Origin of the sequence: Lysinibacillus contaminans, from assembly GCF_001278945.1 — a bacterium.
In the GTDB taxonomy this organism is placed as follows: domain Bacteria; phylum Bacillota; class Bacilli; order Bacillales_A; family Planococcaceae; genus Lysinibacillus; species Lysinibacillus contaminans.
On sequence record NZ_LGRV01000001.1, the window covers coordinates 1 to 26,876 of the forward strand.

General features: G+C 41.9%; 20 protein-coding genes, 2 tRNA genes, 2 rRNA genes and 1 riboswitch. Of the genes, 23 read left to right on the top strand and 1 reads right to left on the bottom strand.

Annotated elements, in window-relative coordinates:
- Positions 1 to 124 precede the first annotated feature (124 nt).
- The 17 genes from AEA09_RS00005 (at position 125) to purD (ending at position 17,617) form a co-directional block, all read left to right on the top strand.
- Positions 125 to 201: transfer RNA gene (locus AEA09_RS00005), tRNA-Ile, on the top strand.
- Positions 202 to 213: 12 nt separating this feature from the next.
- Positions 214 to 289, top strand: a tRNA-Ala gene (locus AEA09_RS00010).
- A 387-nt stretch (positions 290 to 676) separates the two neighbouring features.
- Positions 677 to 3,607: ribosomal RNA gene (locus AEA09_RS00015) — 23S ribosomal RNA — on the top strand.
- 71 nt (positions 3,608 to 3,678) lie between these two features.
- A 5S ribosomal RNA gene (rrf, locus tag AEA09_RS00020) occupies positions 3,679 to 3,794 on the top strand.
- A gap of 352 nt (positions 3,795 to 4,146) precedes the next feature.
- Positions 4,147 to 4,341 (top strand): NETI motif-containing protein, encoded by a 195-nt coding sequence (locus tag AEA09_RS00025; RefSeq protein ID WP_053581901.1) that lies wholly within the window; start codon positions 4,147 to 4,149, stop codon positions 4,339 to 4,341.
- A 93-nt stretch (positions 4,342 to 4,434) separates the two neighbouring features.
- A riboswitch (purine riboswitch) is annotated at positions 4,435 to 4,533 on the top strand.
- Positions 4,534 to 4,744: 211 nt separating this feature from the next.
- Complete coding sequence (purE, locus tag AEA09_RS00030) at positions 4,745 to 5,233, top strand: 5-(carboxyamino)imidazole ribonucleotide mutase (protein ID WP_053581902.1); 489 nt, start codon at positions 4,745 to 4,747, stop codon at positions 5,231 to 5,233.
- A complete protein-coding gene (gene purK / locus AEA09_RS00035) occupies positions 5,230 to 6,354 on the top strand; it encodes a 5-(carboxyamino)imidazole ribonucleotide synthase (RefSeq protein WP_053581903.1) in 1,125 nt (374 codons plus the stop codon). Before purE ends, purK begins: the two co-directional genes overlap by 4 nt.
- Before the next feature lie 13 nt (positions 6,355 to 6,367).
- Positions 6,368 to 7,663 (top strand): adenylosuccinate lyase, encoded by a 1,296-nt coding sequence (purB, locus tag AEA09_RS00040; RefSeq protein ID WP_053581904.1) that lies wholly within the window; start codon positions 6,368 to 6,370, stop codon positions 7,661 to 7,663.
- Positions 7,664 to 7,732: 69 nt separating this feature from the next.
- Positions 7,733 to 8,443, top strand: coding sequence for a phosphoribosylaminoimidazolesuccinocarboxamide synthase (purC, locus tag AEA09_RS00045; RefSeq protein ID WP_053581905.1), 711 nt, complete (start codon positions 7,733 to 7,735; stop codon positions 8,441 to 8,443).
- A gap of 2 nt (positions 8,444 to 8,445) precedes the next feature.
- A complete protein-coding gene (gene purS, locus AEA09_RS00050) occupies positions 8,446 to 8,694 on the top strand; it encodes a phosphoribosylformylglycinamidine synthase subunit PurS (RefSeq protein WP_053581906.1) in 249 nt (82 codons plus the stop codon).
- 2 nt (positions 8,695 to 8,696) lie between these two features.
- A complete protein-coding gene (gene purQ / locus AEA09_RS00055; protein WP_053581907.1) occupies positions 8,697 to 9,380 on the top strand; it encodes a phosphoribosylformylglycinamidine synthase subunit PurQ in 684 nt (227 codons plus the stop codon).
- Positions 9,367 to 11,601, top strand: a complete 2,235-nt coding sequence (gene purL, locus AEA09_RS00060) for a phosphoribosylformylglycinamidine synthase subunit PurL (RefSeq protein ID WP_053581908.1) — start codon at positions 9,367 to 9,369, stop codon at positions 11,599 to 11,601. Before purQ ends, purL begins: the two co-directional genes overlap by 14 nt.
- On the top strand, positions 11,577 to 13,001 hold the full coding sequence (gene purF / locus AEA09_RS00065) for an amidophosphoribosyltransferase (RefSeq protein WP_053581909.1): 1,425 nt from the start codon (positions 11,577 to 11,579) through the stop codon (positions 12,999 to 13,001). Before purL ends, purF begins: the two co-directional genes overlap by 25 nt.
- 29 nt (positions 13,002 to 13,030) lie before the next feature.
- On the top strand, positions 13,031 to 14,086 hold the full coding sequence (purM, locus tag AEA09_RS00070) for a phosphoribosylformylglycinamidine cyclo-ligase (RefSeq protein ID WP_053581910.1): 1,056 nt from the start codon (positions 13,031 to 13,033) through the stop codon (positions 14,084 to 14,086).
- The gene (purN, locus tag AEA09_RS00075) at positions 14,086 to 14,655 is read left to right on the top strand and encodes a phosphoribosylglycinamide formyltransferase (protein ID WP_053581911.1); all 570 of its coding nucleotides are present in this window, start codon (positions 14,086 to 14,088) and stop codon (positions 14,653 to 14,655) included. Before purM ends, purN begins: the two co-directional genes overlap by 1 nt.
- A gap of 87 nt (positions 14,656 to 14,742) precedes the next feature.
- Positions 14,743 to 16,269, top strand: coding sequence for a bifunctional phosphoribosylaminoimidazolecarboxamide formyltransferase/IMP cyclohydrolase (purH, locus tag AEA09_RS00080; RefSeq protein ID WP_053581912.1), 1,527 nt, complete (start codon positions 14,743 to 14,745; stop codon positions 16,267 to 16,269).
- Between the two features lie 91 nt (positions 16,270 to 16,360).
- Positions 16,361 to 17,617, top strand: a complete 1,257-nt coding sequence (gene purD, locus AEA09_RS00085) for a phosphoribosylamine--glycine ligase (RefSeq protein ID WP_053581913.1) — start codon at positions 16,361 to 16,363, stop codon at positions 17,615 to 17,617.
- 112 nt (positions 17,618 to 17,729) lie between these two features.
- On the opposite strand, the gene AEA09_RS00090 is transcribed toward purD, so the two are convergent.
- On the bottom strand, positions 17,730 to 18,203 hold the full coding sequence (locus AEA09_RS00090) for a DUF2892 domain-containing protein (RefSeq protein WP_053581914.1): 474 nt from the start codon (positions 18,201 to 18,203) through the stop codon (positions 17,730 to 17,732).
- 191 nt (positions 18,204 to 18,394) lie between these two features.
- Between AEA09_RS00090 and AEA09_RS00095 the strand changes: the two genes are divergently transcribed.
- The 6 genes from AEA09_RS00095 to ligA all read left to right on the top strand — a co-directional run bounded on the left by AEA09_RS00095 (position 18,395) and on the right by ligA (position 26,855).
- A complete protein-coding gene (locus AEA09_RS00095; protein WP_082332511.1) occupies positions 18,395 to 20,116 on the top strand; it encodes an adenine deaminase C-terminal domain-containing protein in 1,722 nt (573 codons plus the stop codon).
- Positions 20,117 to 20,256: 140 nt separating this feature from the next.
- Positions 20,257 to 21,300, top strand: coding sequence for a DUF3048 domain-containing protein (locus AEA09_RS00100; RefSeq protein ID WP_082332512.1), 1,044 nt, complete (start codon positions 20,257 to 20,259; stop codon positions 21,298 to 21,300).
- 15 nt (positions 21,301 to 21,315) lie between these two features.
- Entirely contained in the window at positions 21,316 to 21,633 is a 318-nt protein-coding gene (locus tag AEA09_RS00105; RefSeq protein WP_053581916.1) for a YerC/YecD family TrpR-related protein, read from the top strand.
- A 133-nt stretch (positions 21,634 to 21,766) separates the two neighbouring features.
- Positions 21,767 to 22,456: a heptaprenylglyceryl phosphate synthase gene (pcrB, locus tag AEA09_RS00110; RefSeq protein ID WP_053581917.1), complete on the top strand. Its 690-nt coding sequence runs from the start codon at positions 21,767 to 21,769 to the stop codon at positions 22,454 to 22,456.
- 134 nt (positions 22,457 to 22,590) lie between these two features.
- Positions 22,591 to 24,840 carry a DNA helicase PcrA gene (gene pcrA, locus AEA09_RS00115; protein ID WP_053581918.1) on the top strand — a complete coding sequence of 750 codons (2,250 nt, stop codon included), beginning with the start codon at positions 22,591 to 22,593 and terminating at the stop codon, positions 24,838 to 24,840.
- Positions 24,841 to 24,854: 14 nt separating this feature from the next.
- Positions 24,855 to 26,855, top strand: coding sequence for an NAD-dependent DNA ligase LigA (ligA, locus tag AEA09_RS00120; RefSeq protein WP_053581919.1), 2,001 nt, complete (start codon positions 24,855 to 24,857; stop codon positions 26,853 to 26,855).
- The last annotated feature ends 21 nt before the right edge of the window (positions 26,856 to 26,876 follow it).

Consider the following 26,876-nt stretch of genomic DNA (forward strand, 5'->3'; position numbering starts at 1 on the left):
TCGGAAGGTGCGGCTGGATCACCTCCTTTCTAAGGATATATTCGGAATACAAACCATGGGTTTGTAAGATTGCGTTTTGCGTTCAGTTTTGAAGGTTTATAATAACTTTATAAAACTTCCAAGAGGGCCTATAGCTCAGCTGGTTAGAGCGCACGCCTGATAAGCGTGAGGTCGATGGTTCGAGTCCATTTAGGCCCACCATAAATACCTCTTGGGGCCTTAGCTCAGCTGGGAGAGCGCCTGCCTTGCACGCAGGAGGTCAGCGGTTCGATCCCGCTAGGCTCCACCAATTTTATTGTTCTTTGAAAACTGGATAAAACGACATTGATATAGTAACAAACACATTTATTTTTTTAATTAAGTTTTTAGGCTTAATAACGTAGGTTAAGTTATTAAGGGCGCATGGCGGATGCCTTGGCCCTAGGAGCCGAAGAAGCACGGCACTAACACCGGTATGCTTCGGGGAGCGGTAAGTGAGCTTTGAACCGGAGATTTCCGAAGGGGGGAACCCACTGTTTTTAATAGAACAGTACTGTGACGTGAATACATAGCGTCATAGAGGCAGACCCAGGGAACTGAAACATCTAAGTACCTGGAGGAACAGAAAGAAAAATCGATTCCCTGAGTAGCGGCGAGCGAAACGGGAAGAGCCCAAACCAAGAGGCTTGCCTCTTGGGGTTGTAGGACACTCTATAGCATGGCGGATGCCTTGGCACTAGGAGCCGAAGAAGGACGGCACTAACACCGATATGCTTCGGGGAGCCGTAAGTGAGCTTTGATCCGGAGATTTCCGAATGGGGGAACCCACTGTTTTTAATAGAACAGTACTTTGACGTGAATACATAGCGTCATAGAGGCAGACCCAGGGAACTGAAACATCTAAGTACCTGGAGGAACAGAAAGAAAAATCGATTCCCTGAGTAGCGGCGAGCGAAACGGGAAGAGCCCAAACCAAGAGGCTTGCCTCTTGGGGTTGTAGGACACTCTATACGGAGTTACAAAAGAATGAGTTAGACGAAGCGACTTGGAAAGGTCCGCCGTAGCAGGTAAAAGCCCTGTAGTCGAAAGTTCATTCCCTCCTGAGTGTATCCGGAGTACGGCGGAACACGTGAAATTCCGGCGGAATCTGGGAGGACCATCTCCCAAGGCTAAATACTACCTAGTGACCGATAGTGAACCAGTACCGTGAGGGAAAGGTGAAAAGCACCCCGGAAGGGGAGTGAAATAGATCCTGAAACCATGTGCCTACAAGTAGTTAGAGCCCGTTAATGGGTGATAGCGTGCCTTTTGTAGAAATGAACCGGCGAGTTACGATTACGTGCGAGGTTAAGTTGAGAAGACGGAGCCGCAGCGAAAGCGAGTCTGAATAGGGCGAATTAGTACGTGGTCGTAGACCCGAAACCAGGTGATCTACCCATGTCCAGGGTGAAGGTGAGGTAACACTTACTGGAGGCCCGAACCCACGTACGTTGAAAAGTGCGGGGATGAGGTGTGGGTAGCGGAGAAATTCCAATCGAACCTGGAGATAGCTGGTTCTCTCCGAAATAGCTTTAGGGCTAGCCTCGTGATTGAGAATACTGGAGGTAGAGCACTGTTTGGACTAGGGGGCCATCCCGGTTTACCGAATTCAGACAAACTCCGAATGCCAGATATTTATACACGGGAGTCAGACTGCGAGTGATAAGATCCGTAGTCAAAAGGGAAACAGCCCAGACCCCCAGCTAAGGTCCCAAAGTAATCGTTAAGTGGAAAAGGATGTGGCGTTGCACAGACAACCAGGATGTTGGCTTAGAAGCAGCCATCATTTAAAGAGTGCGTAATAGCTCACTGGTCGAGTGACGCTGCGCCGAAAATGTATCGGGGCTAAACGATTCACCGAAGCTGTGGATTCACATCTATGATGTGAGTGGTAGGAGAGCGTTCTAAGGGCGTTGAAGTCAGACCGGAAGGACTGGTGGAGCGCTTAGAAGTGAGAATGCCGGTATGAGTAGCGAAAGACGGGTGAGAATCCCGTCCACCGTATGACTAAGGTTTCCTGAGGAAGGCTCGTCCGCTCAGGGTTAGTCGGGACCTAAGCCGAGGCCGATAGGCGTAGGCGATGGACAACAGGTTGATATTCCTGTACCACCTCCTCACCGTTTGAGAAATGGGGGGACGCAGTAGGATAGGGTAAGCACGCCGTTGGTTGCGCGTGTTCAAGCAGTAAGGTGTGAATGTAGGCAAATCCGCATTCTTTAACATTGAGCTGTGATGACGAGTCCGTATGGACGAAGTTCCTGATTTCACACTGCCAAGAAAAGCCTCTATCGAGGTGAGAGGTGCCCGTACCGCAAACCGACTCAGGTAGTCGAGGAGAGAATCCTAAGGTGTGCGAGAGAACTCTCGTTAAGGAACGCGGCAAAATGACCCCGTAACTTCGGGAGAAGGGGTGCTCTGGTAGCGTGCAAGCGTGAGAGAGCCGCAGTGAATAGGCCCAGGCGACTGTTTAGCAAAAACACAGGTCTCTGCAAAACCGTAAGGTGACGTATAGGGGCTGACGCCTGCCCGGTGCTGGAAGGTTAAGAGGAGTGGTTAGCGCAAGCGAAGCTGCGAATTGAAGCCCCAGTAAACGGCGGCCGTAACTATAACGGTCCTAAGGTAGCGAAATTCCTTGTCGGGTAAGTTCCGCCCCGCACGAAAGGCGTAACGATCTGGGCACTGTCTCAACGAGAGACTCGGTGAAATTATAGTACCTGTGAAGATGCAGGTTACCCGCGACAGGACGGAAAGACCCCGTGGAGCTTTACTGTAGCCTGATATTGAATTTTGGTACAACTTGTACAGGATAGGTAGGAGCCAGAGATCTCGGAGCGCCAGCTTCGAAGGAGGCGTCGGTGGGATACTACCCTGGTTGTATTGAAATTCTAACCCATGCCCCTTAGCGGGGCAGGAGACAGTGTCAGGCGGACAGTTTGACTGGGGCGGTCGCCTCCTAAAGAGTAACGGAGGCGCCCAAAGGTTCCCTCAGAATGGTTGGAAATCATTCGTAGAGTGTAAAGGCATAAGGGAGCTTGACTGCGAGACCTACAAGTCGAGCAGGGTCGAAAGACGGGCTTAGTGATCCGGTGGTTCCGCATGGAAGGGCCATCGCTCAACGGATAAAAGCTACCCCGGGGATAACAGGCTTATCTCCCCCAAGAGTCCACATCGACGGGGAGGTTTGGCACCTCGATGTCGGCTCATCGCAGCCTGGGGCTGTAGTCGGTCCCAAGGGTTGGGCTGTTCGCCCATGAAAGCGGTACGCGAGCTGGGTTCAGAACGTCGTGAGACAGTTCGGTCCCTATCCGTCGTGGGCGTAGGAAATTTGAGAGGAGCTGTCCTTAGTACGAGAGGACCGGGATGGACACACCGCTGGTGTACCAGTTGTCTTGCCAAAGGCATCGCTGGGTAGCTATGTGTGGACGGGATAAGTGCTGAAAGCATCTAAGCATGAAGCCCCCCTCAAGATGAGATTTCCCATTACGCAAGTAAGTAAGATCCCTCAAAGACGATGAGGTAGATAGGTTCGAGGTGGAAGTGTGGCGACACATGTAGCTGACGAATACTAATCGATCGAGGACTTAACCAAAACAAAATAGTTTGTATATCAATGAAACGTTTATCCAGTTTTGTAAGAATAATTCTTTCAATTAAATAAGGTCTAGTGATGATGGCAAAGAGGTCACACCCGTTCCCATACCGAACACGGAAGTTAAGCTCTTTAGCGCCGATGGTAGTTGGGGGCTTCCCCCTGTGAGAGTAGGACGTCGCTAGGCACATGAAACAGTCAACTATATGTTGGCTGTTTTTTTCTGTATTGAGATATTATCTAACCACATGTTATGTAGGTTTCACATAAAAATAGTATAAATTGTATAGATAACAGTATGAAGGATTCTTAAGTTCAACTTATCTAGTTATTAATAGTACCTTTGCCAAAAGAGTTAGTTATGAATCTCTTCCTCAGTGTTTTCTTCAGTTATATCTTCGACTAAGTTATCCTCTAATGATAGTTTATAGTAAAAATAATTGTTATAAAATCTTGCCTTCCTTATTAAGGATAACAATGTATAATTGGGTTTAAGTGAGGAAGTCTAAAAAGATAAGAGTAGTGAAAGGAAGGGCAATTTGGGAAAAAAGCAAATTTGGTATGAAGTAGAAGAAAATGAAACTATAGAAGAATGTTTGGCACGAATGCAAAAGGATGGTTATATAGCTATGGGGAGAAAAGAAGAACCTGTCTTTCAAATAGTAAATGGAGAACCGACGTATTTACGTCAAAAAATACAATTTAAAGCGATGTTATGTCAAGAATTTGAATAGATATGACTGAAAACCGAACAATGTCTTTTTACTAATTTAAAACGTTCGCATTTTTACATTGACGATAGTGAATACAATTGATAAAATGTGATTAGGAAATACAATTAAATCCCACATATATGCTAGAGGATCGGCTCTAGTGTCTCTACCCGGCACCGTAAATGCTGGACTATGCGGGAAAGCAACTTTTGGCATGTTTCGGGAAGGTGTGTTTACAGATGAGTAAATCTGCATATTCTTTTCATCAATGGTCCTTAAGTAAGCTGCTTTCACGTGTACTGTAGAGAGTAGTTTATTTGAGGGTTTTTTTGTGTAAAAAAGTAAAAAATGCAGTGGCTATTGAATAATAGTAGCTAGCACAACAATCGATCATTTTTCTATCGTTTAAAAGGAGCGACAATTCATGAATCCGAAAATCGGTGTTATTATGGGTAGTTCAAGTGACTGGGAAACAATGAAACATGCATGTGATATTTTAGATGAATTACAAGTACCGTACGAGAAAAAGGTAGTATCTGCACATCGAACACCTGACTTAATGTTCGAATATGCAGAAGCAGCGCGAGGACGCGGCATTCAAGTGATTATTGCAGGGGCTGGTGGTGCCGCGCATTTACCAGGTATGGTGGCAGCGAAAACGACGTTGCCGGTTATTGGAGTACCAGTGCAGTCTCGTGCACTGAATGGTCTTGATTCATTATTGTCGATTGTACAGATGCCAGGTGGCGTGCCTGTAGCAACGGTTGCGATTGGTAAAGCTGGAGCGACAAATGCAGGCTTGCTTGCGGCGCAAATTTTGTCGATAACAGATGCAGAGCTTGCTAACATACTAGATGCTAGACGCGAGATGACAAAGCAGCAAGTATTAGAAAGCACGGGTGACCTAGTGTGAGGAAGATTATATATCCTGGACAAACAATCGGCATTATCGGTGGTGGGCAACTTGGACGTATGATGGCACTTGCAGCAAAAGAAGCTGGTTTTAAAATTGCTGTGCTAGAGCCTACAATGGATTCACCATGTGGACAAGTAGCAGACATTCGCATTCTAGCGCCATACAATGATGAGGCGGCTTTAGAAGAGCTAGCAGAAGTAAGTGATGTTATTACGTACGAGTTTGAAAATATTGATTATGAAGGCCTAAAACGATTAACGGAGATGGCGTATGTACCACAAGGTGCTGAATTAGTGCGTATTACACAAGATCGTGTGACGGAGAAAGCAGCAATTGTAGAAGCTGGCTGTCCTGTTGCACCTTATGTTGTGGCAAGTACATATGAGAAATTAGTAGAAAATATTGAAACAATCGGTTATCCGTGCATCGTGAAAACAGCAAGAGGTGGCTATGATGGTAAAGGGCAACAACTATTAAAATCAGCGGCTGACCTTACGTTGGCGGAAGAGCTTTTCACACATTCACAATGTATTGCAGAAGGTTTTGTACCTTTCGTGAAGGAAGTTTCCGTTATTGTACAACGTAATGGTGACGGTGAATCCTATTGCCAACCAGTAGGTGAAAATATTCATGTGCATCATATTTTGCATGAAACAATTGTACCTGCACGTATTACAGAAGAGACAGCTCAGGCTGTTGAAAGTGAAGCAATGAAAATTGCAGATTATTTGGATCTTGTGGGTACACTAGCAGTGGAAATGTTCGTCTTAGAAAATGGCGACATTGTCATTAATGAGTTAGCGCCAAGACCACATAATTCAGGCCACTATTCAATTGAAGCATGTAACGTATCGCAATTCCATCAACATATTCGAGCTGTTTGTGGTTGGCCTTTACGAAAGCCGCAGCTATGGGCACCATCTATTATGGTGAATGTTCTAGGACAGCATGTAATGCCACTTAGTAATTTAATTGCAAAATATCCTGATTGGTCTTTACATCTTTACGGCAAAGCTGAAGCTAAGGTAAACCGTAAAATGGGGCATGTAACGATTATGACAAAAGATTTGGAACAAACTTTACAAGAAATCGAACATTCTGGCATTTGGTCAGAATAGAAGGAGATACGCGATGATTGAACGCTACACCAGACCCGAAATGGGAGCAATTTGGACGGAACAGAACAAATACCAAGCATGGTTAGAAGTAGAAATCTTAGCGTGTGAAGCTTGGGCAGAAATCGGCGATATTCCAAAAGAAGATGTCGCAAAAATTCGTGCAAATGCATCTTTTGATGTGGATCGTATTTTAGAAATTGAAAAAGAAACTCGACATGACGTTGTAGCCTTTACACGTGCCGTATCTGAAACACTGGGTGAGGAACGTAAATGGGTGCATTATGGCTTAACATCAACGGACGTTGTCGATACGGCCCTTTCTTATTTGATTAAACAAGCAAATGATATTTTACGTAAAGACATTGTGAACTTCATTGATATTATTGCTGCGAAAGCGAAAGAACATAAATATACGGTGATGATGGGACGTACACATGGTGTCCATGCAGAGCCAACGACTTTCGGCTTGAAACTAGGTTTATGGTACGAAGAAATGAAACGTAACTTAGAACGTTTCGATGCAGCTGCTCAAGTAATTGAAACTGGAAAGATGTCTGGTGCTGTTGGGACGTATGCAAATATTGATCCACGTGTAGAACAATATGTATGCGATAAACTTGGACTTGCAGCGTCGCCTATTTCAACACAAACGCTACAGCGTGATCGCCATGCACAGTATTTAGGTGCCTTAGCTTTAGTAGCAACGTCAATTGAAAAGTTCGCAACTGAGATTCGCGGTTTGCAAAAGTCAGAAACAAGAGAAGTAGAAGAAGCCTTTGCAAAAGGACAAAAAGGTTCATCAGCAATGCCACATAAGCGTAATCCAATCGGCTCTGAAAATATGGTTGGTCTGTCACGTTTAATGCGTGGTTATATGGTAACAGCGTATGAAAACGTTGCGTTATGGCATGAGCGTGATATTTCACATTCATCTGCAGAGCGTGTGATTTTACCAGATGCGACGATTACATTAAATTATATGTTAAATCGCTTCGGTAATATCGTTAAAAACTTAACAGTATTCCCTGAAAACATGAAACGTAATATGGGTCGCACCTTTGGGCTAATATACTCTCAACGCATTTTACTTGCACTAATCGATAAAGGTTTAGTGCGTGAAGAAGCGTATGACACAGTACAGCCACTTGCGATGCAGGCATGGGACGAGCAAGTGCAATTCCGTACATTAGTTGATGCGAGTGAAAAAATCACATCATTCTTAACAAAGGAAGAGCTAGATGATTGCTTTGACTACAACTACCACTTACAGCATGTAGACATGATTTTTGAACGTCTTGGACTAAATTAACTTTATTCTGTCGGTTGATTGAGTAAAGTTAATGATTCCGGCGTATTTGAAAATAGGGGGAATGACGAAATGATTAAAGATCAACTTTTGTATGAAGGTAAGGCAAAAAAACTGTATGCAACGGAGGAGCCAAATGTGCTTCTTGTTGCGTACAAGGATAGTGCAACAGCATTTAACGGTGAGAAAAAAGAAGAGATTGTTGGAAAAGGCGTGTTAAATAACCGCATTACCTCTTTAATTTTCGAAAAATTACAAGCAAACGGAATTGCGTCACATTTCTTAAAACAATTGTCAGATACTGAACAACTTGTGAAAAAGGTCGACATTATTCCAATTGAAGTCGTAGTACGTAACATAGCGGCTGGTAGCTTAGCGAAACGCCTTGGCTTTGAAGAAGGCACACCTTTAAAACGCCCGATCGTTGAATTTTATTATAAAGACGACGAGTTAGGTGATCCGTTCATTACGACGGAGCATATTGATGTACTAGACCTTGCAACACCTGATGAAGTAACAGCAATCTATGACGGCGCACTTGCTGTCAACAAAGTACTGCTACCAATCTTCGAAGATGTGGACGTAACTTTAATAGATTTTAAATTAGAGTTTGGGCGTGACACGGATGGATCGGTATTACTGGCTGATGAAATTTCACCAGACACATGCAGACTATGGGATGCGAAAACAAAGCAAAAGTTAGATAAGGACGTCTTTCGTCGTGACCTTGGCAATTTAACTGAAGTATATACTATTATCCTTACTAGACTCGGAGGCAAATAAAAATGAAAAAAGTTAAAATTTACGTAACATTACGTGAGAGTATCTTAGACCCACAAGGTTCAGCAGTAAAAGGTTCATTAACAAAAATGGGATACGGTGAAGTTGAAGATTTACGTATCGGAAAATATTTAGAATTAACGATCGCTGACTCAGCTCGCGACATCGATACACTTGTAAAAGAAATGTGCGAAAAAGTATTAACGAACGTTGTGATTGAAGATTACCGCTATGAAGTCGAGGAGGCTAACTAATCATGAAATTCGCAGTCCTCGTATTCCCTGGGTCAAACTGTGACATCGATATGTATCACGCCATTAAAGATGAACTAGGTGAAGAAGTAGATTATGTCTGGCATTCTCAAACAGATTTAAGTAGTTTTGATGGGATTCTAGTACCAGGAGGCTTCTCTTATGGAGATTACCTTCGCTGTGGTGCAATGGCGAATCAATCAAACATTATGGCTGAAGTAAAAAAAGCAGCTGATGCTGGTAAGCCAGTGCTAGGTGTATGTAACGGATTCCAAATCTTAACGGAAGCAGGATTACTACCAGGTGCCTTACTTCGTAACAAAAACTTAAAATTCATGTGCCGTACAGTACAACTAAAAGTAGAAAACAACAATACATTATTCACAAATCAATATGAGCAAGGTCAAGTAATTGATATTCCGATCGCACATGGTGAGGGTAACTACTATTGTGACGAGGAAACATTACAAAAGCTAAAAGATAATAATCAAATCGTATTCACATACTCAGGAGAAAATCCAAATGGTTCTTTAGAAGATATCGCAGGGATTGTTAACGAGCGCGGAAATGTACTAGGTATGATGCCACACCCAGAGCGTGCAGTAGATACTCTTGTTGGTGGAGCAGACGGACTAGCTGTATTTAAATCAATTGTAAAGCAGTGGAGGGAAAATCATGTCAATAACTAAGTTTGAGCCAACAGCAGAGCAAATTAAAGAGAAAAAGCTATACGCTGAAATGGGTATGTCAGACGAAGAATTCGCAATGGTAGAAGGAATTTTAGGTCGTCTACCAAATTGGACAGAGACAGGTCTTTTCTCGGTAATGTGGTCGGAGCATTGCTCTTACAAAAACTCAAAACCAGTGTTAAGTAAATTCCCAACCAAAGGCCCTCGAGTATTACAAGGTCCTGGTGAAGGTGCAGGGATTGTCGACATTGGTGATGAACAAGCCGTTGTTTTCAAAATGGAATCACATAATCATCCATCGGCAATCGAGCCTTACCAAGGTGCGGCAACAGGAGTTGGTGGGATCATCCGTGACGTATTCTCAATGGGGGCACGTCCAATCGCAATGCTGAACTCGCTACGTTTCGGTGAGTTAAAATCAGCACGCGGTAAATACTTATTTGAAGAAGTAGTGGCTGGTATCGCTGGCTACGGTAACTGTATCGGTATTCCAACTGTAGGTGGCGAAATTCAATTCGACCCTTGTTACGAAGGAAATCCACTGGTTAACGCAATGTGCGTTGGGTTAATTGATCATAAGGATATTCAACGAGGTATCGCTGCTGGTGTTGGTAATACAGTAATGTACGTAGGCGCTAAAACAGGTCGCGATGGTATCCACGGTGCGACATTTGCCTCTGAAGAGTTAACAGAAGACTCAGAAGACAAACGCCCAGCAGTGCAAGTAGGGGATCCATTTATGGAGAAACTTTTACTTGAAGCATGCTTAGAAGTTGTGAAATCAGATGCATTAGTAGGTATTCAAGATATGGGTGCTGCTGGTCTTACGTCATCTTCAGCGGAAATGGCTTCAAAAGCTGGCTCTGGTGTGGAAATGAACTTAGACCTAGTGCCTCAACGTGAAACAGGCATGACAGCTTATGAAATGATGCTTTCTGAATCTCAAGAGCGTATGTTATTAGTTGTGAAAAAAGGTCGCGAAGATGAAATAAAAGTGATTTTCGATAAATATGATTTAGATGCAGTAGCAATCGGTGTTGTAACTGACGATAAAATGCTACGCCTAGTACACAACGGCGAAGTGGTGGCGAATGTACCAGCTGATGCACTTGCAGAAGATGCACCAGTTTACTATAAGCCATCTGCTGAGCCTGCTTACTATGCTGAGTTCCAAGCTATCGAAAATGCTGAACCAGTTGTAACAGATTATAAAGAAACATTAAACGCACTTTTAAAAGCACCAACTATTGCTTCTAAAGAATGGGTTTACGATCAATACGATTACCAAGTACGTACGTCAACAGTTGTTGCACCGGGTTCTGATGCGGCAGTTATTCGTGTACGTGGTACAAATAAAGGTCTTGCGATGACAACTGACTGTAACTCTCGCTACATCTACCTTGACCCAGAAGTGGGCGGTGCAATTGCAGTAGCAGAAGCGGCTCGTAACATCGTAGCAACTGGTGGTACACCACTTGCCATTACAGACTGCTTAAACTTCGGTAACCCAGAGAAACCAGAAATCTTCTGGCAAATCGAAAAATCAGCTGACGGTATTTCTGCAGCTTGTACAGCATTAAACGCACCTGTTATTGGTGGTAACGTATCCCTTTATAATGAGCGTTCGGGTGTAGCAGTTTACCCAACACCAACAATCGGTATGGTAGGTCTTATTGAAGACTTAGCACACGTAACAACTCAAGATGTGAAAGCGGCTGGCGATATTGTATTCGTAATCGGTGAAACAAAAACTGAGTTTGGTGGTTCAGAGCTTCAAAAATTACTAAACGATGGTGTGATTTCTGGTAAAGCACCTGCTATTGACTTAACTGTTGAAGCGGCTCGTCAAAATGATTTATTAACAGCTATTAAAGCTGGACTTGTAGCTTCTGCCCATGACGTAGCAGAAGGTGGACTTTCAGTGGCGCTTGCTGAAAAAACATTTGGTGCAAACGGTTTAGGCGTTGATGTATCACTTGCCGGATCGGCTGTAACTGCTTTATTCAGTGAAACACAATCTCGTTTTGTTGTAACAGTTAAAGAAGAAAATGCATCAGCATTTTTAGAGACTGTAAAAGATGCACAAAAAATCGGTGTCGTAACAAACGATGCGCTTGTTAAAATCAGCGGTGATAACGGTGTGCTTGTAGAAGGTACAGTGGAGGAATTCCGTTCTAATTGGAAAGGAGCAATCCCATGCTTGCTGAACTCAGAGGCTTAAACGAAGAATGTGGGGTGTTTGGTATTTGGGGTAACCCAAGTTCAGCACACCTTAGTTATTACGGGCTACACGCTCTTCAACACCGAGGACAAGAAGGAGCTGGTATCGTCGTATCTGACGGCCAGCACCTTCGTGCGGTAAAAGGAGAGGGTCTAGTAAATGATGTATTTAATGAGGATAAACTAAAAGCAGTAAGCGGCAATGCGGCAATTGCGCACGTACGCTATACAACAGCTGGCGGTGGTGGTATCGAAAACGTGCAACCGCTTTTATTCCACTCATCAACTGGTAGCCTTTCTATTGCTCACAACGGTAACTTAGTCAATGCTAATCATTTAAAACAATATCTAGAGCGTCAGGGCAGTATTTTCCACTCTAGCTCTGATACAGAGGTGCTTGCGCATTTAATTAAGAAAAGTTCACATTCACCATTTCGTGCGAAGGTGAAAAATGCCTTGTCATTATTGAAAGGCGCTTACTCGTTCTTAATTATGACGAAGGATGAAATGCTTGTGGCACGTGATCCACATGGTTTACGTCCGCTATCTCTAGGTAAGTTAGGGGATGGTTGGGTTGTTGCTTCAGAAACTTGTGCATTTGATTTGATTGGTGCAGAGTTTGTTCGTTCTGTTGAACCAGGTGAGTTATTAATTATTAACGATGAAGGCATAAAGTCTGATCGTTTTGCGCCTATGCAAAATCGTGCGATGTGTGCGATGGAGTATGTGTACTTAGCGCGTCCCGATTCAGATATCGATGGCATTAATGTACATATGGCACGTAAACGTATGGGGAAACAGCTAGCTCGTGAATGTGCACATATTGAAGCTGATGTTGTAACAGGGGTTCCTGATTCAAGTATTTCTGCAGCTATTGGATTTGCAGAGGAAAGCGGAATTCCTTACGAGTTAGGGTTAATTAAAAACCGTTATGTAGGTCGTACATTTATTCAGCCGACGCAGGAATTACGTGAGCGCGGCGTAAAAATGAAGCTTTCTCCAGTTGTCCAAGTTGTAAAAGATAAGCGCGTTATTATGGTCGATGATTCAATCGTACGTGGGACTACTTCTCGCCGTATCGTGAACATGCTAAAAGAGGCGGGCGCAGCAGAAGTACATGTTGTGATTTCGTCACCACCAATGACAGATCCTTGTTATTACGGCATTGACACATCTACACATGAAGAGCTAATTGCTTCTAGTCATAGTGTCGATGAAATTCGTGAGGCAATCGGTGCTGATTCGCTGACATTCCTTTCTGTAGAGGGTACGGTCGAGACAATCGCACGTCCATACGATGATGAAAATCGTGGACTTTGCTTAGCATGTTTCACAAGTAAGTATCCAACTGAAATTTTCCCAGATACAATCTTACCGCACGAAAAAGAACTGTTACGCTAAGCGTATTTCATTAAAGGAGGAAGTCTTGCATGTCAAAAGCATATGAACAAGCAGGTGTAAATATTGAAGCAGGCTATGAAGCCGTTAAACGAATGAAGTCTCACGTTGAGCGTACAAACCGTCTAGGTGTGATGGGTACGTTCGGTGGCTTTGGTGGTATGTTTGACTTGTCAGAACTAAATCTAAAAGAACCTGTTCTTATTTCAGGGACTGATGGTGTTGGGACAAAACTGAAATTAGCATTTATGGTGGACAAGCACGATACAATCGGTGTTGACTGTGTTGCTATGTGTGTCAATGATATTGTCGCACAAGGCGCAGAGCCACTTTACTTTTTAGATTACGTAGCACTAGGTAAAGCAGTACCTGAAAAAATCGAGCAAATCGTTAAAGGTGTAGCAGATGGTTGTGTACAATCTGGAGCAGCCCTAATTGGTGGAGAAACAGCTGAAATGCCAGGTCTTTACGAGGAAGATGAGTACGATTTAGCAGGCTTTGCAGTAGGTGCTTGTGAAAAATCTGCAATCGTGACAGGTGAAAAAATTGTAGAAGGTGACGTGCTTGTTGGTCTTGCTTCAAGTGGCGTGCATTCAAACGGCTATTCATTAGTACGTAAAATTGTCTTCGCTGACAACGATTATGCAGTAGATGCAGTTGTAGAAGGCTTCGAGGATTTAGGTCCAATTGGTGAAGCACTTCTAGTACCAACTAAATTATATGCAAAACCAGTTCTTGCAGCATTAAAAGCAGCGGACGTTCATGGCTGTGCACACGTAACAGGTGGCGGTTTCTATGAAAATCTACCTCGTATGATGCCTGAGGGATTGGCAACTGAAATTGATCTAGGTTCTTGGCCAGTACTTCGTATTTTTGAATTCTTAAAAGAAAAAGGGCAATTAGAAGATAAGGATCTTTATAATGTCTTTAACATGGGTATTGGATTCGTAATAGCTGTACCAGCAGAAGAAGCGGATAAAGTTATTGCTACAGCTGAAACAAACGGTGAAAAAGCGTTCAAAATCGGCCGCGTTGTGAAAGGTGAAGGTGTTGTATTTAACGGCTCACATGATGGGAGCTTAGTGTAATGACTGCACCAACCAAAATTGCCGTGTTTGCTTCAGGCAGCGGCAGTAATTTTCAAGCGATTCAAGAAGCAATAGAACATGGAGAGTTAAATGCGAAAGTCGCGCTTGTTGTCACAGACAAGCCTGGCGCATTTGTCGTAACACGTGCTGAAAGCTTTGATATACCAGTATTAGCGTTAAGTCCGAAAGAGTTTGCGTCGAAAGTAGATTACGAGACTGCTATTATTGAAGCGTTACGCGAATGTGGCGTCGAGTGGGTAGTTCTAGCTGGCTACATGCGCTTAATTGGCGAAGTGTTGTTAGCGGCTTATCCGCAGCGTATCGTCAATATCCATCCTTCATTATTACCTTCTTTTCCAGGTAAAGATGCCATCGGACAAGCAATGGACCACGGTGTCAAAGTAACTGGAGTAACAGTTCACTTTGTCGATGAAGGTATGGATACGGGTCCAATTATCGCACAGGCTGCTGTACCAGTTGTTGTTGGTGATCGCGTAGCGACAGAAACGGCGATTCATAAAGAAGAACATTCGTTGTATACAACGGCATTGCAGCAATTATTTAAATAACTAAGATTGAAGTGGGTAGTTCGCTCTACAATGACCTAAACCCGCTCAATCATACATTCGAAAGAGACAAATTAGGAGGATTTTGTTGTGACAAAACGTGCATTAATTAGTGTTTCAGATAAAGCAGGTATTTTAGAATTTGCGAAGGAATTAGTCGCATTAGGTTATGAAATTTTATCAACTGGCGGTACGAAAAAAATGCTACAAGACAACAATGTAGCAGTAACAGCTGTTGATGAAGTAACAAAGTTCCCAGAAATTTTAGATGGCCGAGTGAAAACATTAAACCCAATGATTCACGGTGGATTATTAGGGAAGTTTGACGATGCGAGCCACCAAGCTCAAATGAACGAGCATGGCATCGAGCCAATCGAAATCGTGTGTGTAAACCTTTACCCATTCGTTGAAACAATTTCAAAGCCTAATGTTACATGGGACGATGCAATCGAAAATATCGATATCGGTGGACCAACAATGCTACGTTCAGCAGCGAAAAACCACCAATACGTTACAGTCATTGTTGATTCGAATGACTATGCTCATGTATTAGAGGAGTTAAAGACTGACGGTAAGACAACTATTGAAACACGAAAAAAATTAGCTGCAAAAGTATTCCGTCATACAGCGGCTTATGATTCATACATCTCTAATTACCTAACAGAAGAAGAGTTTCCTGAAAGCTTAACACTAACTTATGAGTTAAAACAAAACCTTCGCTATGGTGAAAATCCTCACCAAAAAGCAGCGTTTTATCAAAAACATCTTGGTTCTGATTTCTCGTTAGCTTATGCTACACAATTACATGGGAAAGAATTATCATACAATAACATCCAAGATGGTAATGCAGCACTTCAAATCGTAAAGGAATTCGAAATGGCAGCTGCAGTAGCAGTGAAACATATGAATCCTTGCGGTGTTGGTACTGGCGCAACATTAGAAGAGGCATTTGATAAAGCATATGCAGCAGATCCAACATCAATTTTCGGCGGTATTATCGCACTTAACATGGAAGTAGACGTAGCAACTGCTGAAAAACTAAGCCATATTTTCTTAGAAATTATTATTGCGCCATCATTCTCACAAGAAGCGCTTGATATTTTAACGCAAAAGAAAAATATTCGCTTATTAACAATTCCATTTGCGCAAGAAAAACAAGATAAATTCAATGTTGTTTCTGTTGAAGGTGGTTTACTAGTACAAGAGCCAGACCGCCACTGCTTTGTAGATGCGGATATTAAAGTAGTAACAGACCGTGAACCAACTGAACAAGAGTGGGAAGCATTACAACTTGGCTGGTCAGTTGTGAAACATGTGAAATCGAATGCAATAGTTGTAACAGACGCACAAATGACATTAGGAGTTGGTGCTGGTCAAATGAATCGTGTCGGCGCAGCGAAAATTGCGTTTGAACAAGCGGGTGAAAAAGCAAAGGGTGCAGCACTTGCCTCTGATGCGTTCTTCCCAATGGGCGATACTGTCGAGGCAGCTGCAGCAGCTGGTATTACAGCAATTATCCAACCAGGTGGCTCTATTAAAGACCAAGATTCGATCGATAAAGCAAATGAATACGGCATCGCGATGGTATTTACTGGCGTACGTCATTTCAAACATTAATTAAAAAATTCATCAATCAATTAATATACAGACACTTTAACCGAGATGGTGGTACATCTCGGTTTTACTTACAAAGGGAGGGTTTTTCCACATGAACGTATTAGTAATTGGAAGCGGTGGTCGTGAGCATGCAATTGCCAAACAATTTAGCATTTCTCCATCCGTAGAAAAAGTATTCGTAGCACCAGGTAATGACGGGATGCGTGGTGACGCGGAAGTAGTAGCAATTGATGCAATGGATTTTGCAGGACTTGCACAATTTGCAAAAGAAAACGCAGTAGTTTTAACCTTCGTTGGCCCAGAGCAACCACTTGCAGCTGGTATCATAGACTTCTTCACAGAGCGTGGCTTACGTGCATTTGGTCCGACGAAAGCAGCAGCTCAAATTGAAGGTAGTAAATCATACGCAAAAGAAATTATGAATAAATACAATATCCCAACTGCTGCACACGAAACATTTACAGAAGCTGATCAAGCAGTAGCATATATTAAAGAGCAAGGTGCACCAATTGTTATTAAAGCGGACGGATTAGCAGCTGGTAAGGGTGTTATCGTGGCGATGACGGAAGAAGAAGCGATTGAAGCCGTGCAAGATATGATTGGAAATCAACGCTTCGGAGAATCATCATCTCGCGTTGTTGTGGAAGAATTCTTAGACGGCGAAGAATTCTCATTTATGTCGTTTGTTCATAAAGGTCAAATTTATCCGATGGTGATTGCACAGGACCACAAACGTGCATATGACGGCGATCTAGGTCCCAACACTGGTGGTATGGGCGCCTATTCGCCAGTTCCACAAATTTCACAGGACGTTGTAGACCAATCTTACAAAGAAATTGTTGAGCCAACAGTAGCCGCAATGGAACAAGAAGGCGTGTCGTTCACTGGGATTTTATATGCAGGCTTAATTTTAACGAAAAACGGTCCGAAAGTAATTGAGTTCAACGCACGTTTCGGTGATCCTGAAACACAAGTGGTGTTACCGCGTATGGCATCTGATTTTGGTGCATTCATGACAGCCTTAATGGATGAAAAACCATTCGATTTACAATGGTCAGATGAAGCAATGCTGGGTGTAGTTATTGCAGCTGCAGGATATCCTGGAGATGTTGAAAAGGGCAATGCATTACCAAATCTAGCTGCGCTTTCTACTTCGCACGATGTGTTCCATGCAGGGACAAAATTAGTAGACGATAAGTTTGTCGGTAACGGCGGGCGTGTGCTATTAGTGGGTGCAAAAGCAGCAACATTAAAAGAAGCGCAAGAAAAAGTGTATGCAGGTATTGCGACTGAAGAATGGACAAACTTCTTCTTCCGTAAAGATATCGGCTGGCGAACATTTAAATAATTTATACGTAACTGCATTAATTGAAGCCAGTTCTAATGTTTTTTGTAGCCAACGCTTTAACTTCGCTTCAAAAAAAGGCATGTCTCGAATACTTATGAGACATGCTTTTTTGCTAAGAAGGATTCTGTGAGTTATTTGTAGAATTTTTAGTGTCTGAGGAGTTTTGCTTATTTGTTTCAGTGTTATTATTCTTTTTAGTGTCCGAGGAATTTTGCTTATTTGTTTCGGCGTCGGTGTCGCTTGTTTGTGTAGACCCTGATTTAGTATCAGTGTTACTACTTGAAAAAGCAGATGAGAAATCTTGCATTAATTTGCTGATGTTCTCGGGTGTTATAGAATTTTGACCACTGAACATACTTTGCATAGTAGTCGTCATGGCACTTTGCATATTGGTATTAAGCATTGCCTTTGTAGGGCAATATTTGAAAATACCTTCTGCCATTTTCATGGCACCAAGAGTAATCATTAATTTTCCTGATAGACAGTCAGAATTTCGTGAAACTTTGGCGATTCCAAACGCGGTCATACTTGTGCCGACCATAAAACGACAAAAAGCATTTCTATCACTTAAATTGGACTGTTGCATTCTAAATTACCTCCTTTAGTTTTAGTGAAAAATGATAAGAGTACACTTTGCTTTACGAAAGTGCTGTGTTACGATTGAAGCAAGATAACTGCAAAAGCAAAAAATATAACGCGCTTATGCGATAGTAGTATGTGTTATTTAGAGTGATTTACACAATGAAATTTTACGTAATATAGGAAGGAGCGTTTTTGATGAACCCGGTATGGAAAATTACAGAACTTCGTCAACAGTTAGCCGTAATAGATGGAAAGCAAGCACCGGATATTGTTTTAAAAAATGCACGTTATTTGCACAGCATGTTAAAACAGTGGATTGAAGGTAATATTTGGATTTTGGGTGATCGCATTGTCTATGCAGGCGACAAAATGCCTCCTTTAATAGAAGGAACTGAAGTAGTAGATTGCACTGGAAAAACAATTGTGCCAGGTTATATTGAGCCGCATGTTCATCCGTCTCAGCTTTATCACCCGCAGTCATTTGCAGATTTTTGTGGCCAGTTTGGAACAACAACATTTATAGCAGATAATTTAAGCTTTGCTTTATCTTTAAAAAATAAGAAAGCGTTTTCAATATTAGATGATTTGAAAAAGTTACCTTTTTCGTTTTATTGGTGGACGCGATTTGATTCGCAGACGGAGATGGAGCAAGAGGAGGAAATTTTCTCGAATACATCGATTTTAGAATGGTTAGAGCGTGATGATGTTGTACTTGGTGGTGAATTAACGGGTTGGCCACGTTTATTACATGGCGATGACCAAATGCTATACCGTATGCAGATGGCAAAGTGCATGGGTAAGAAGATTGAAGGGCACTTTCCAGGGGCATCAGAACGTACATTAGCACGCATGAAGTTACTCGGTGCAGACGGCGACCATGAAGCAATGACAGTAGAGGAAGTGGAACGAAGAATAGTGCAAGGATTTGCGGTAACGCTTCGACATTCATCGATTCGTCCAGATTTACCCGATCTATTAAAGGGGATTGTGGAAAAAGAACTTCCTATTTTCGATCATTTAATGATGACAACAGATGGCTCTACTCCCATGTTCCATCAAGATGGTGTCATGGATAAATGTATTCAGGTGGCATTAGATGCTGGCGTACCAGCAATTGATGCGTACCAAATGGCCTCATATAATGTAGCGCGCTATTATAATATGTCGAATTTACATGGCTTTATCGCAACTGGGCGCTTTGCTTCGCTAAATATTTTACAAGATGAGTGGCATCCTGTTCCGGAAAGCGTGCTATCGAAAGGCGTTTGGTTAAAGCGTAATGGAGAGCGTGTACTAAGGCTAAGGAAGGTTGATTACTCGGCGATTCCGGAATTTAATTTGGATTTTAGCCTTTCAGCAGAAAATTTCCAGTTTTCAATGCCATTTGGAATTGAAATGGTGAATGATGTCATTACAAAGCCGTACAACTCAACGATTTCAAAGGAAAGACAACTTTCAAATCATGATGAATGCTATTTAATGCTCATCGATCGAAAAGGTAAATGGCATGTTAATACGATGATTAAAGGCTTTGCTACAGATGTTCAAGGACTCGCATCTTCTTATTCGTATACAGGTGATATTTTACTCATCGGTAAAAATATAGACGACATGGAGAAGGCATTTGAAGAAATGAAAGCAATGCGAGGTGGAATTGTACTCATTGAAAAAGGTGAAGTTGTAGCTACCCTGCCACTTACGATTGGTGGGTTGTTATATGATGGTAATGTTGAAGAATTAATAGAGAAAGAGATTGCTTTAAAACGAGCTTTAACAGACCGAGGCTATCATCTTGGAGACGCTATTTACTCGCTAGCATTTTTACAATCGACTCACTTGCCTTATATACGTATTACCCAAAAGGGCATTTTTGATGTTATGAAAAATAAGTTATTATTGCCAGCGGTTATGCTTTAACATGATTCAGCATTCATCCCCCAGATTTCATAAATAGTGGGATGAATGCAATCTATAAAATGGCAACTACAATTACGCTGTGGCGTAATTAATCATTATACATAATTTGAACGTAATTGATTTGAGGGAGGAAATTGTCTGTGTTGAAATCAAATAAAATATTTATGGCATTAGCATTTAGCGCTTTGTTCATCGGGGGATGTTCAAAGGAAAAAGAAGAGGATGTAACACCGAAAGAAGAAGAACAGGCTGTTGAGGAAACTGTTGAAGAAGAGGTACATTTAGCACCGCTGACAGGAGAAGTCGTTGAAGAAGAAGTAACGCAGCGTCCGATTATCGTGACAGTGAATAATCATCCTCAAGCACGCCCACAGTCTGGCCTAGCTGAAGCGGATGTTATCTATGAAATGCTTGCTGAAGGTAATGTAACTCGCTTTTTAGCAGTCTATCAAAGTGCATTACCTGAAACAGTAGGGCCAGTGCGAAGTGCACGTAATTATTTCGTCGATATTGCCAAAGCATATGATGCATTTTACATTGCACATGGTTATAGCCCTGAGGCGAAATCGATGCTTACCAACAACGTAGTCGATAATATTAATGGAATGAATTATGACGGTACTTTATTTAAACGCTCGAAGGATCGTGTGGCACCACATAATTCTTATATTTCTTCAGAAAACATATTAAAAGGAGCGGAAAAAGTAGGCGCTTCAATGAATTACAGTGAAAAAGTAGTTCAGGCTTTTTATGAACAAGGTGAACATGGTAAGATAGGCATTGAAACTAGTCAAGTTGACGTTTACTATGGGAATAATAAGTCCTTCCATAATACGTATGTGTACGATCATCAAAACAATCTTTATGAACGACAATCGGGTGGCGTAACCACACAAGATATGCTGACAGGTGAAGCATTAACATTTGCGAATGTATTATTTTTCGAAATGAAGCATCAAACAATTGATGATGTAGGTCGCCAAGATATTGATCTAACATCTGGTGGAAATGCTTACGTATTTCAGAATGGCTATTTAAGAGAAGTCAAATGGGCAAATGTCGATGGAATTCCAATGGCTGTTGAAGAGTCTGGAGAGCTAGTAAAGCTAATGCCAGGGAAGTCTTGGGTTCATTTCGTACCAGCCTCACCGGGGTTACAAGCAATAGTGAAAACACAACCTTAAAGGGAGGAAAGCTACATGCAAATCGAAAAAATTCGGGGTCATCAAACGGAGCAATTATTTAAAGCAGTGTTAGAACTTAAAGATATTGAAGAATGCTATAAGTTCTTTGATGACTTATGTACGATTAGTGAGATTCAATCGCTGGCACAACGTTTTGAAGTTGCGCATTTATTACGTTTGAAGAAAACATATGAATCCATTAAAAAAGAAACGGGCGCAAGTACTGCAACCATTTCCCGTGTACGCCGTTGTTTTGATTATGGGAATGATACATATGATGAAATGCTAGGTCGTCTGTATCCGGAAGAAAAACCATTCCAAGCACCGAAATAGTAGCTTCATAAATGTGTCAATAGAGAGACTGGGTAGAACTTCTGCTCAGTCTTTTCATTTTTTTGTCGTGTTGCTTCGGCTATACTTATAGATGAATATATATAAATAGAAAAGCTAGATAGGTGGTATATGGATGGAGTATTTAGAGTGGAGACATGTGTTCAAGCTAGACCCAGCAAAAGAAATTTCTGATGAGGCATTAGAAAAAATTTGTGAATCAGGCACGGATGTCATCCTAGTCGGTGGCACAGATGGTATTACCCTTGATAATGTGCTCGATTTATTAGTGCGTGTACGTCGTTTTACAGTCCCTGTCGCATTGGAAATTTCAACGGTTGAATCAGTTACACCAGGATATGATTATTATTTTATTCCAACAGTATTAAACAGTGATGACCCAAAATGGATTAAAAACTTACATCATGAGGCCATTAAAGAGTACGGTGATATTATGGTGTGGGAAGAGCTTGTAGCTGAAGGATATTGTATTTTAAATCCTGATTGTAAAGTGGCTAAAGAAACAGGTGCAAACACTGATTTATCTGTTGATGACGTTATTGCATATGCGCGTTTGGCTGAAAATTTCTTTAAACTCCCGGTATTTTATGTAGAATATAGCGGCATGTATGGCGATATTGAAATTGTACGTGCTGTGAAAAATGAATTGAATCATACAAAGCTCTTTTACGGTGGAGGTATTACGTCTGCAAAACAAGCAGAGGAGATGGCTAAGTATGCAGACACGGTGGTTGTCGGCAATATTATTTACGACGATTTAAAAGCTGCACTTGCCACTGTTAAGGCTGTAAAAAGTACGATATAATTAAGAACAAACGTTTGTACATCTTCGTTCAGCTGGCGTTAGTACGCTTGCTAAATGAAGTTAAACTCTCAGAATGCATTTTTTCTGCGTAAAAGCGGAAAATGTGCTGAGGCGATTTTAATAGGTGGTGCGAAATGGAACAGTTAACGAAAAATTTATTAGTAGGAATGAATCCTGAGCAAGAAAAAGCGGTGAAAACGACAGAAGGGCCGCTACTTATTATGGCAGGCGCTGGATCGGGAAAAACGCGCGTGCTAACGCATCGTATTGCATATTTAGTTGTGGAAAAAGAAGTTTATCCATCTAAAATTTTAGCCATTACATTCACGAATAAAGCAGCACGTGAAATGCGTGAACGTATTGATGCTATCCTTGGGAATGGGACAGGTGATAGCATGTGGGTATCGACTTTCCACTCAATGTGTGTGCGTATTTTACGCCGTAATATCGATCAAATCGGCATGTCAAAAAACTTCTCAATTTTAGATTCAACTGATCAGTTGTCAGTTGTAAAAAATGTCTTAAAGGAAGAAAATATTGATTCAAAACGTTTTGAGCCTCGCGCAATTTTAAATGCCATTAGCTCAGCAAAAAATGAATGTATTACAGCAGATGAATTCGCCGCAAATATGAATGAACATAATCCGTATGAAAAAACAGTAGCTACGGTATACAAAGGCTATGAAAAACGCCTGCGTCGCAATCAATCACTTGATTTTGATGATTTAATCATGACGACGATTACTTTATTTAAGCGTGTTCCAGAAGTATTGGAATACTACCAAAACAAGTTTCAATATATTCATGTCGATGAATACCAAGATACGAACAAATCACAGTATTTACTTGTGAAACTATTAGCGAAGAAATTCCAAAATATTTGTGTTGTAGGGGATTCTGACCAATCCATCTATCGCTGGCGTGGAGCGGACATTGGAAATATTTTATCGTTTGAAAAGGATTATCCGAATGCAAAGGCTATCATGCTAGAGCAAAATTATCGTTCAACAAAACGCATCCTGCAAGCGGCAAATGACGTCATTCAAAATAATACGACGCGCTATCCAAAAGAGTTGCGTACGGATAATGCTGAAGGCGAAAAAATAGCGATGTACAAAGCGTACAATGAACAAGAAGAAGCGCAGTTTGTCGTGCAAACCATTCAACAGTTAATCGACAAAGAAAATCGTACACTTGACGATTTTGCTATTCTTTATCGAACGAATGCGCAGTCGCGTGTTATGGAGGAAGTGCTCGTTAAGTCCAATATGAGTTATCAAATCGTCGGTGGTACGAAGTTCTATGATCGGAAAGAGATTAAGGATTTACTGGCTTATTTACGTTTAATCGCTAATAACGATGATGATTTATCGCTAGCGCGTATTATCAATGAGCCAAAGCGTAGTATTGGGGCAACTTCTTTTGAAAAGATGGCACGTTATGCAATTGATCAAGATCGCTCCATTTTCGACGCGATGAATGATTTATTTTTTATGGGACTAACAGGGAAGGCGGCAGCATCCGCAGAGCATTTTTATGCGATGATCAAAGGTTTCACAGAAATGCAGGAATATTTATCAGTAACCGAGCTAGTGGAGCAAGTGATTGAGAAGTCTGGCTATCGTGCAATGCTGCAAAATGAAAAAACAATTGAAGCAGAAAGTCGCTTAGAAAATATTGAAGAGTTTTTATCTGTTACAAAAGCTTTCGAAGAGCGTAGTGAGGATAAGACACTCATTAGCTTCTTAACTGATCTTGCGCTGGTGGCAGATATTGATGCGCTTGACAAAGAGGACACGTCTAAAGGAAGTATTATTTTAATGACGATGCATGCCGCTAAAGGTTTAGAATTCCCTGTTGTATTTATTATCGGAATGGAGGAAAATATTTTCCCGCATTCGCGTTCCCTTGATGATAACGATGAGATGGAAGAAGAACGGCGCTTAATGTATGTTGGCGTGACGCGCGCAGAAGAACGATTATATTTAACGTGTGCCGGTTCACGTACGATTTTTGGGCGTACGAGCTATAATAATGCTTCACGTTTTTTACGTGAGATTTCAGCGGATATTACAGAATCAATTTCTAAAAGTGGTAGTAATCTTGATGTGCCGTTTGCATCTAGCAATCGTTCGAATGGTTATAAAAAACGGTCACTTGGTGAGGTACAGCAAACTAAGCCAGCGTCAGCGCGTCTACAATCAACAGGGGGCGACCAGTTTGGCTGGAAGGCTGGCGATAAAGCAGTCCATAAAAAATGGGGCACCGGCATGGTCGTTAGTGTAAAGGGTGAGGGTGATGGAACAGAGCTAGATATTGCATTCCCACAACCAATTGGTATTAAACGATTACTAGCACAATTTGCACCAATCGAAAAAGCGTAAGCGGAGGAAACTAAATGAACGAGATTGAACAACGCATTGCGGAGCTGAATAAATTATTACATGAGTACGGACATGCGTACTATGTACTTGATAAGCCAATTGTAGCAGATAGCGTTTATGATCAATTACTGCATGAATTGATAGCATTAGAGGAAGCGAATCCTTCTCTTATTTACCCTGATTCACCGACGCAACGGGTTGGTGGTGCAGTCGTTGATGGCTTTAAAAAAGTAACACATGATTATCCAATGCTCAGTCTTTCGAATGCCTTTAACGAAGGAGACTTGCGTGAATTTGACCGTAAAATTCGCCAAGCAATAGGGAACGATTTTTCTTATGTTTGTGAACTGAAGATTGATGGTTTAGCAATTTCATTGAAATATGAGAATGGTGTTTTTGTACAGGGTGCAACGCGTGGGGATGGTCAAGTTGGCGAGGAAATTACCGCTAATTTAAAAACGATTCGCGCGGTGCCGCTTCGTTTGAAGGAGCCGTTAACAATTGAAGTTCGCGGCGAGGCATATATGCCGAAAAAATCTTTTGACAAGCTCAATGCGAAACGTGCCGAAAATGGTGAAGAACTATTTGCTAATCCACGTAATGCTGCTGCAGGATCATTACGTCAGTTAGACCCTAAAATTGCTGCAAGTCGTCAGCTGTCAACATTCATTTATGCTATAGGTGGAGACGGTGAAGCGTACGGCATTGACGGGCACAGCGAGATGCTTAATTATTTAGAAGAGCTAGGCTTCCCTTCAAATAAAGAGCGTCAGCATTGTACGTCGATTGAAGAGGTATTAGGCTTTATTGAAAAATGGACAGAAAAACGTCCAGATTTAGCGTATGAAATCGATGGGATTGTTATTAAAGTCGACCGCTTTGCACAGCAAGATGAGCTTGGATATACTGCGAAAAGTCCTCGTTGGGCCATTGCGTATAAGTTCCCTGCAGAGGAAGTTGTGACAACATTATTAGATATTGATTTAACAGTAGGACGTACTGGTGTGGTGACTCCAACAGCGATACTAGCACCCGTACAGGTAGCAGGAACGACTGTGCAACGTGCTTCTCTCCATAATGAGGATTTAATTCGTGAGAAAGATATTCGAATAGGTGATACTGTCATTATCCGAAAAGCAGGAGATATTATTCCGCAGGTTGTAGGTGTGTTAATAGAGCAACGCCCTGAGGATTCTGTGCCTTACGAGATGCCTGCAAATTGTCCGGTATGTGATAGCGAACTAATCCGCATCGAAGGAGAAGTGGCGCTACGTTGTGTGAATCCGGCATGCTTTGCACAAATTGCAGAAAGTATTAAATATTTTGTCTCTCGTAATGCGATGAATATTGATGGTCTTGGAGAAAAGGTTGTTGAACAGTTACTACGAGCTAATCTAATCCATGACGTTTCTGATTTATATCTATTAACGGTTGAGCAGCTTATTGAATTAGAGCGCATGGGTGAAAAATCAGCGACAAATTTAGTAAATGCGATTCAAGCATCAAAGGACAATTCAATGGAACGATTATTGATTGGACTAGGCATTCGTCATGTTGGTGAAAAGGCCGCAAAAATTGTCTCAGAGGAATTTGAAACGATGGAAGCAGTCATGGCTGCAACCGAAGAACAGCTAGTTGCAATTCATGAAATTGGCGATAAAATGGCTTCATCGCTTGTCGAGTATTTTGCAAATGAAGATGCATGTGCAGTGATTGCTCGCCTGGCTGAAGTGGGTGTCAATATGACGTATAAAGGCAAAAAGGTCGAAGTGGCAGTGGGTGAAAATCCGTTTGCAGGTAAAACAATTGTCCTTACTGGAAAACTTGAGCAATTGACACGTAACGAAGCAAAAGCGAAAATAGAAGAGTTAGGTGGCATTGTTACAGGAAGTGTCAGCAAAAAAACAGACCTTGTTATTGCTGGTGAGGATGCGGGTTCTAAACTGACAAAGGCGGAGCAACTTGGTATAGAGGTTTGGGACGAAAATCGCCTAATTGAACAACTTTCACAGTAAAACAGTAAAGGGGTATTTAAT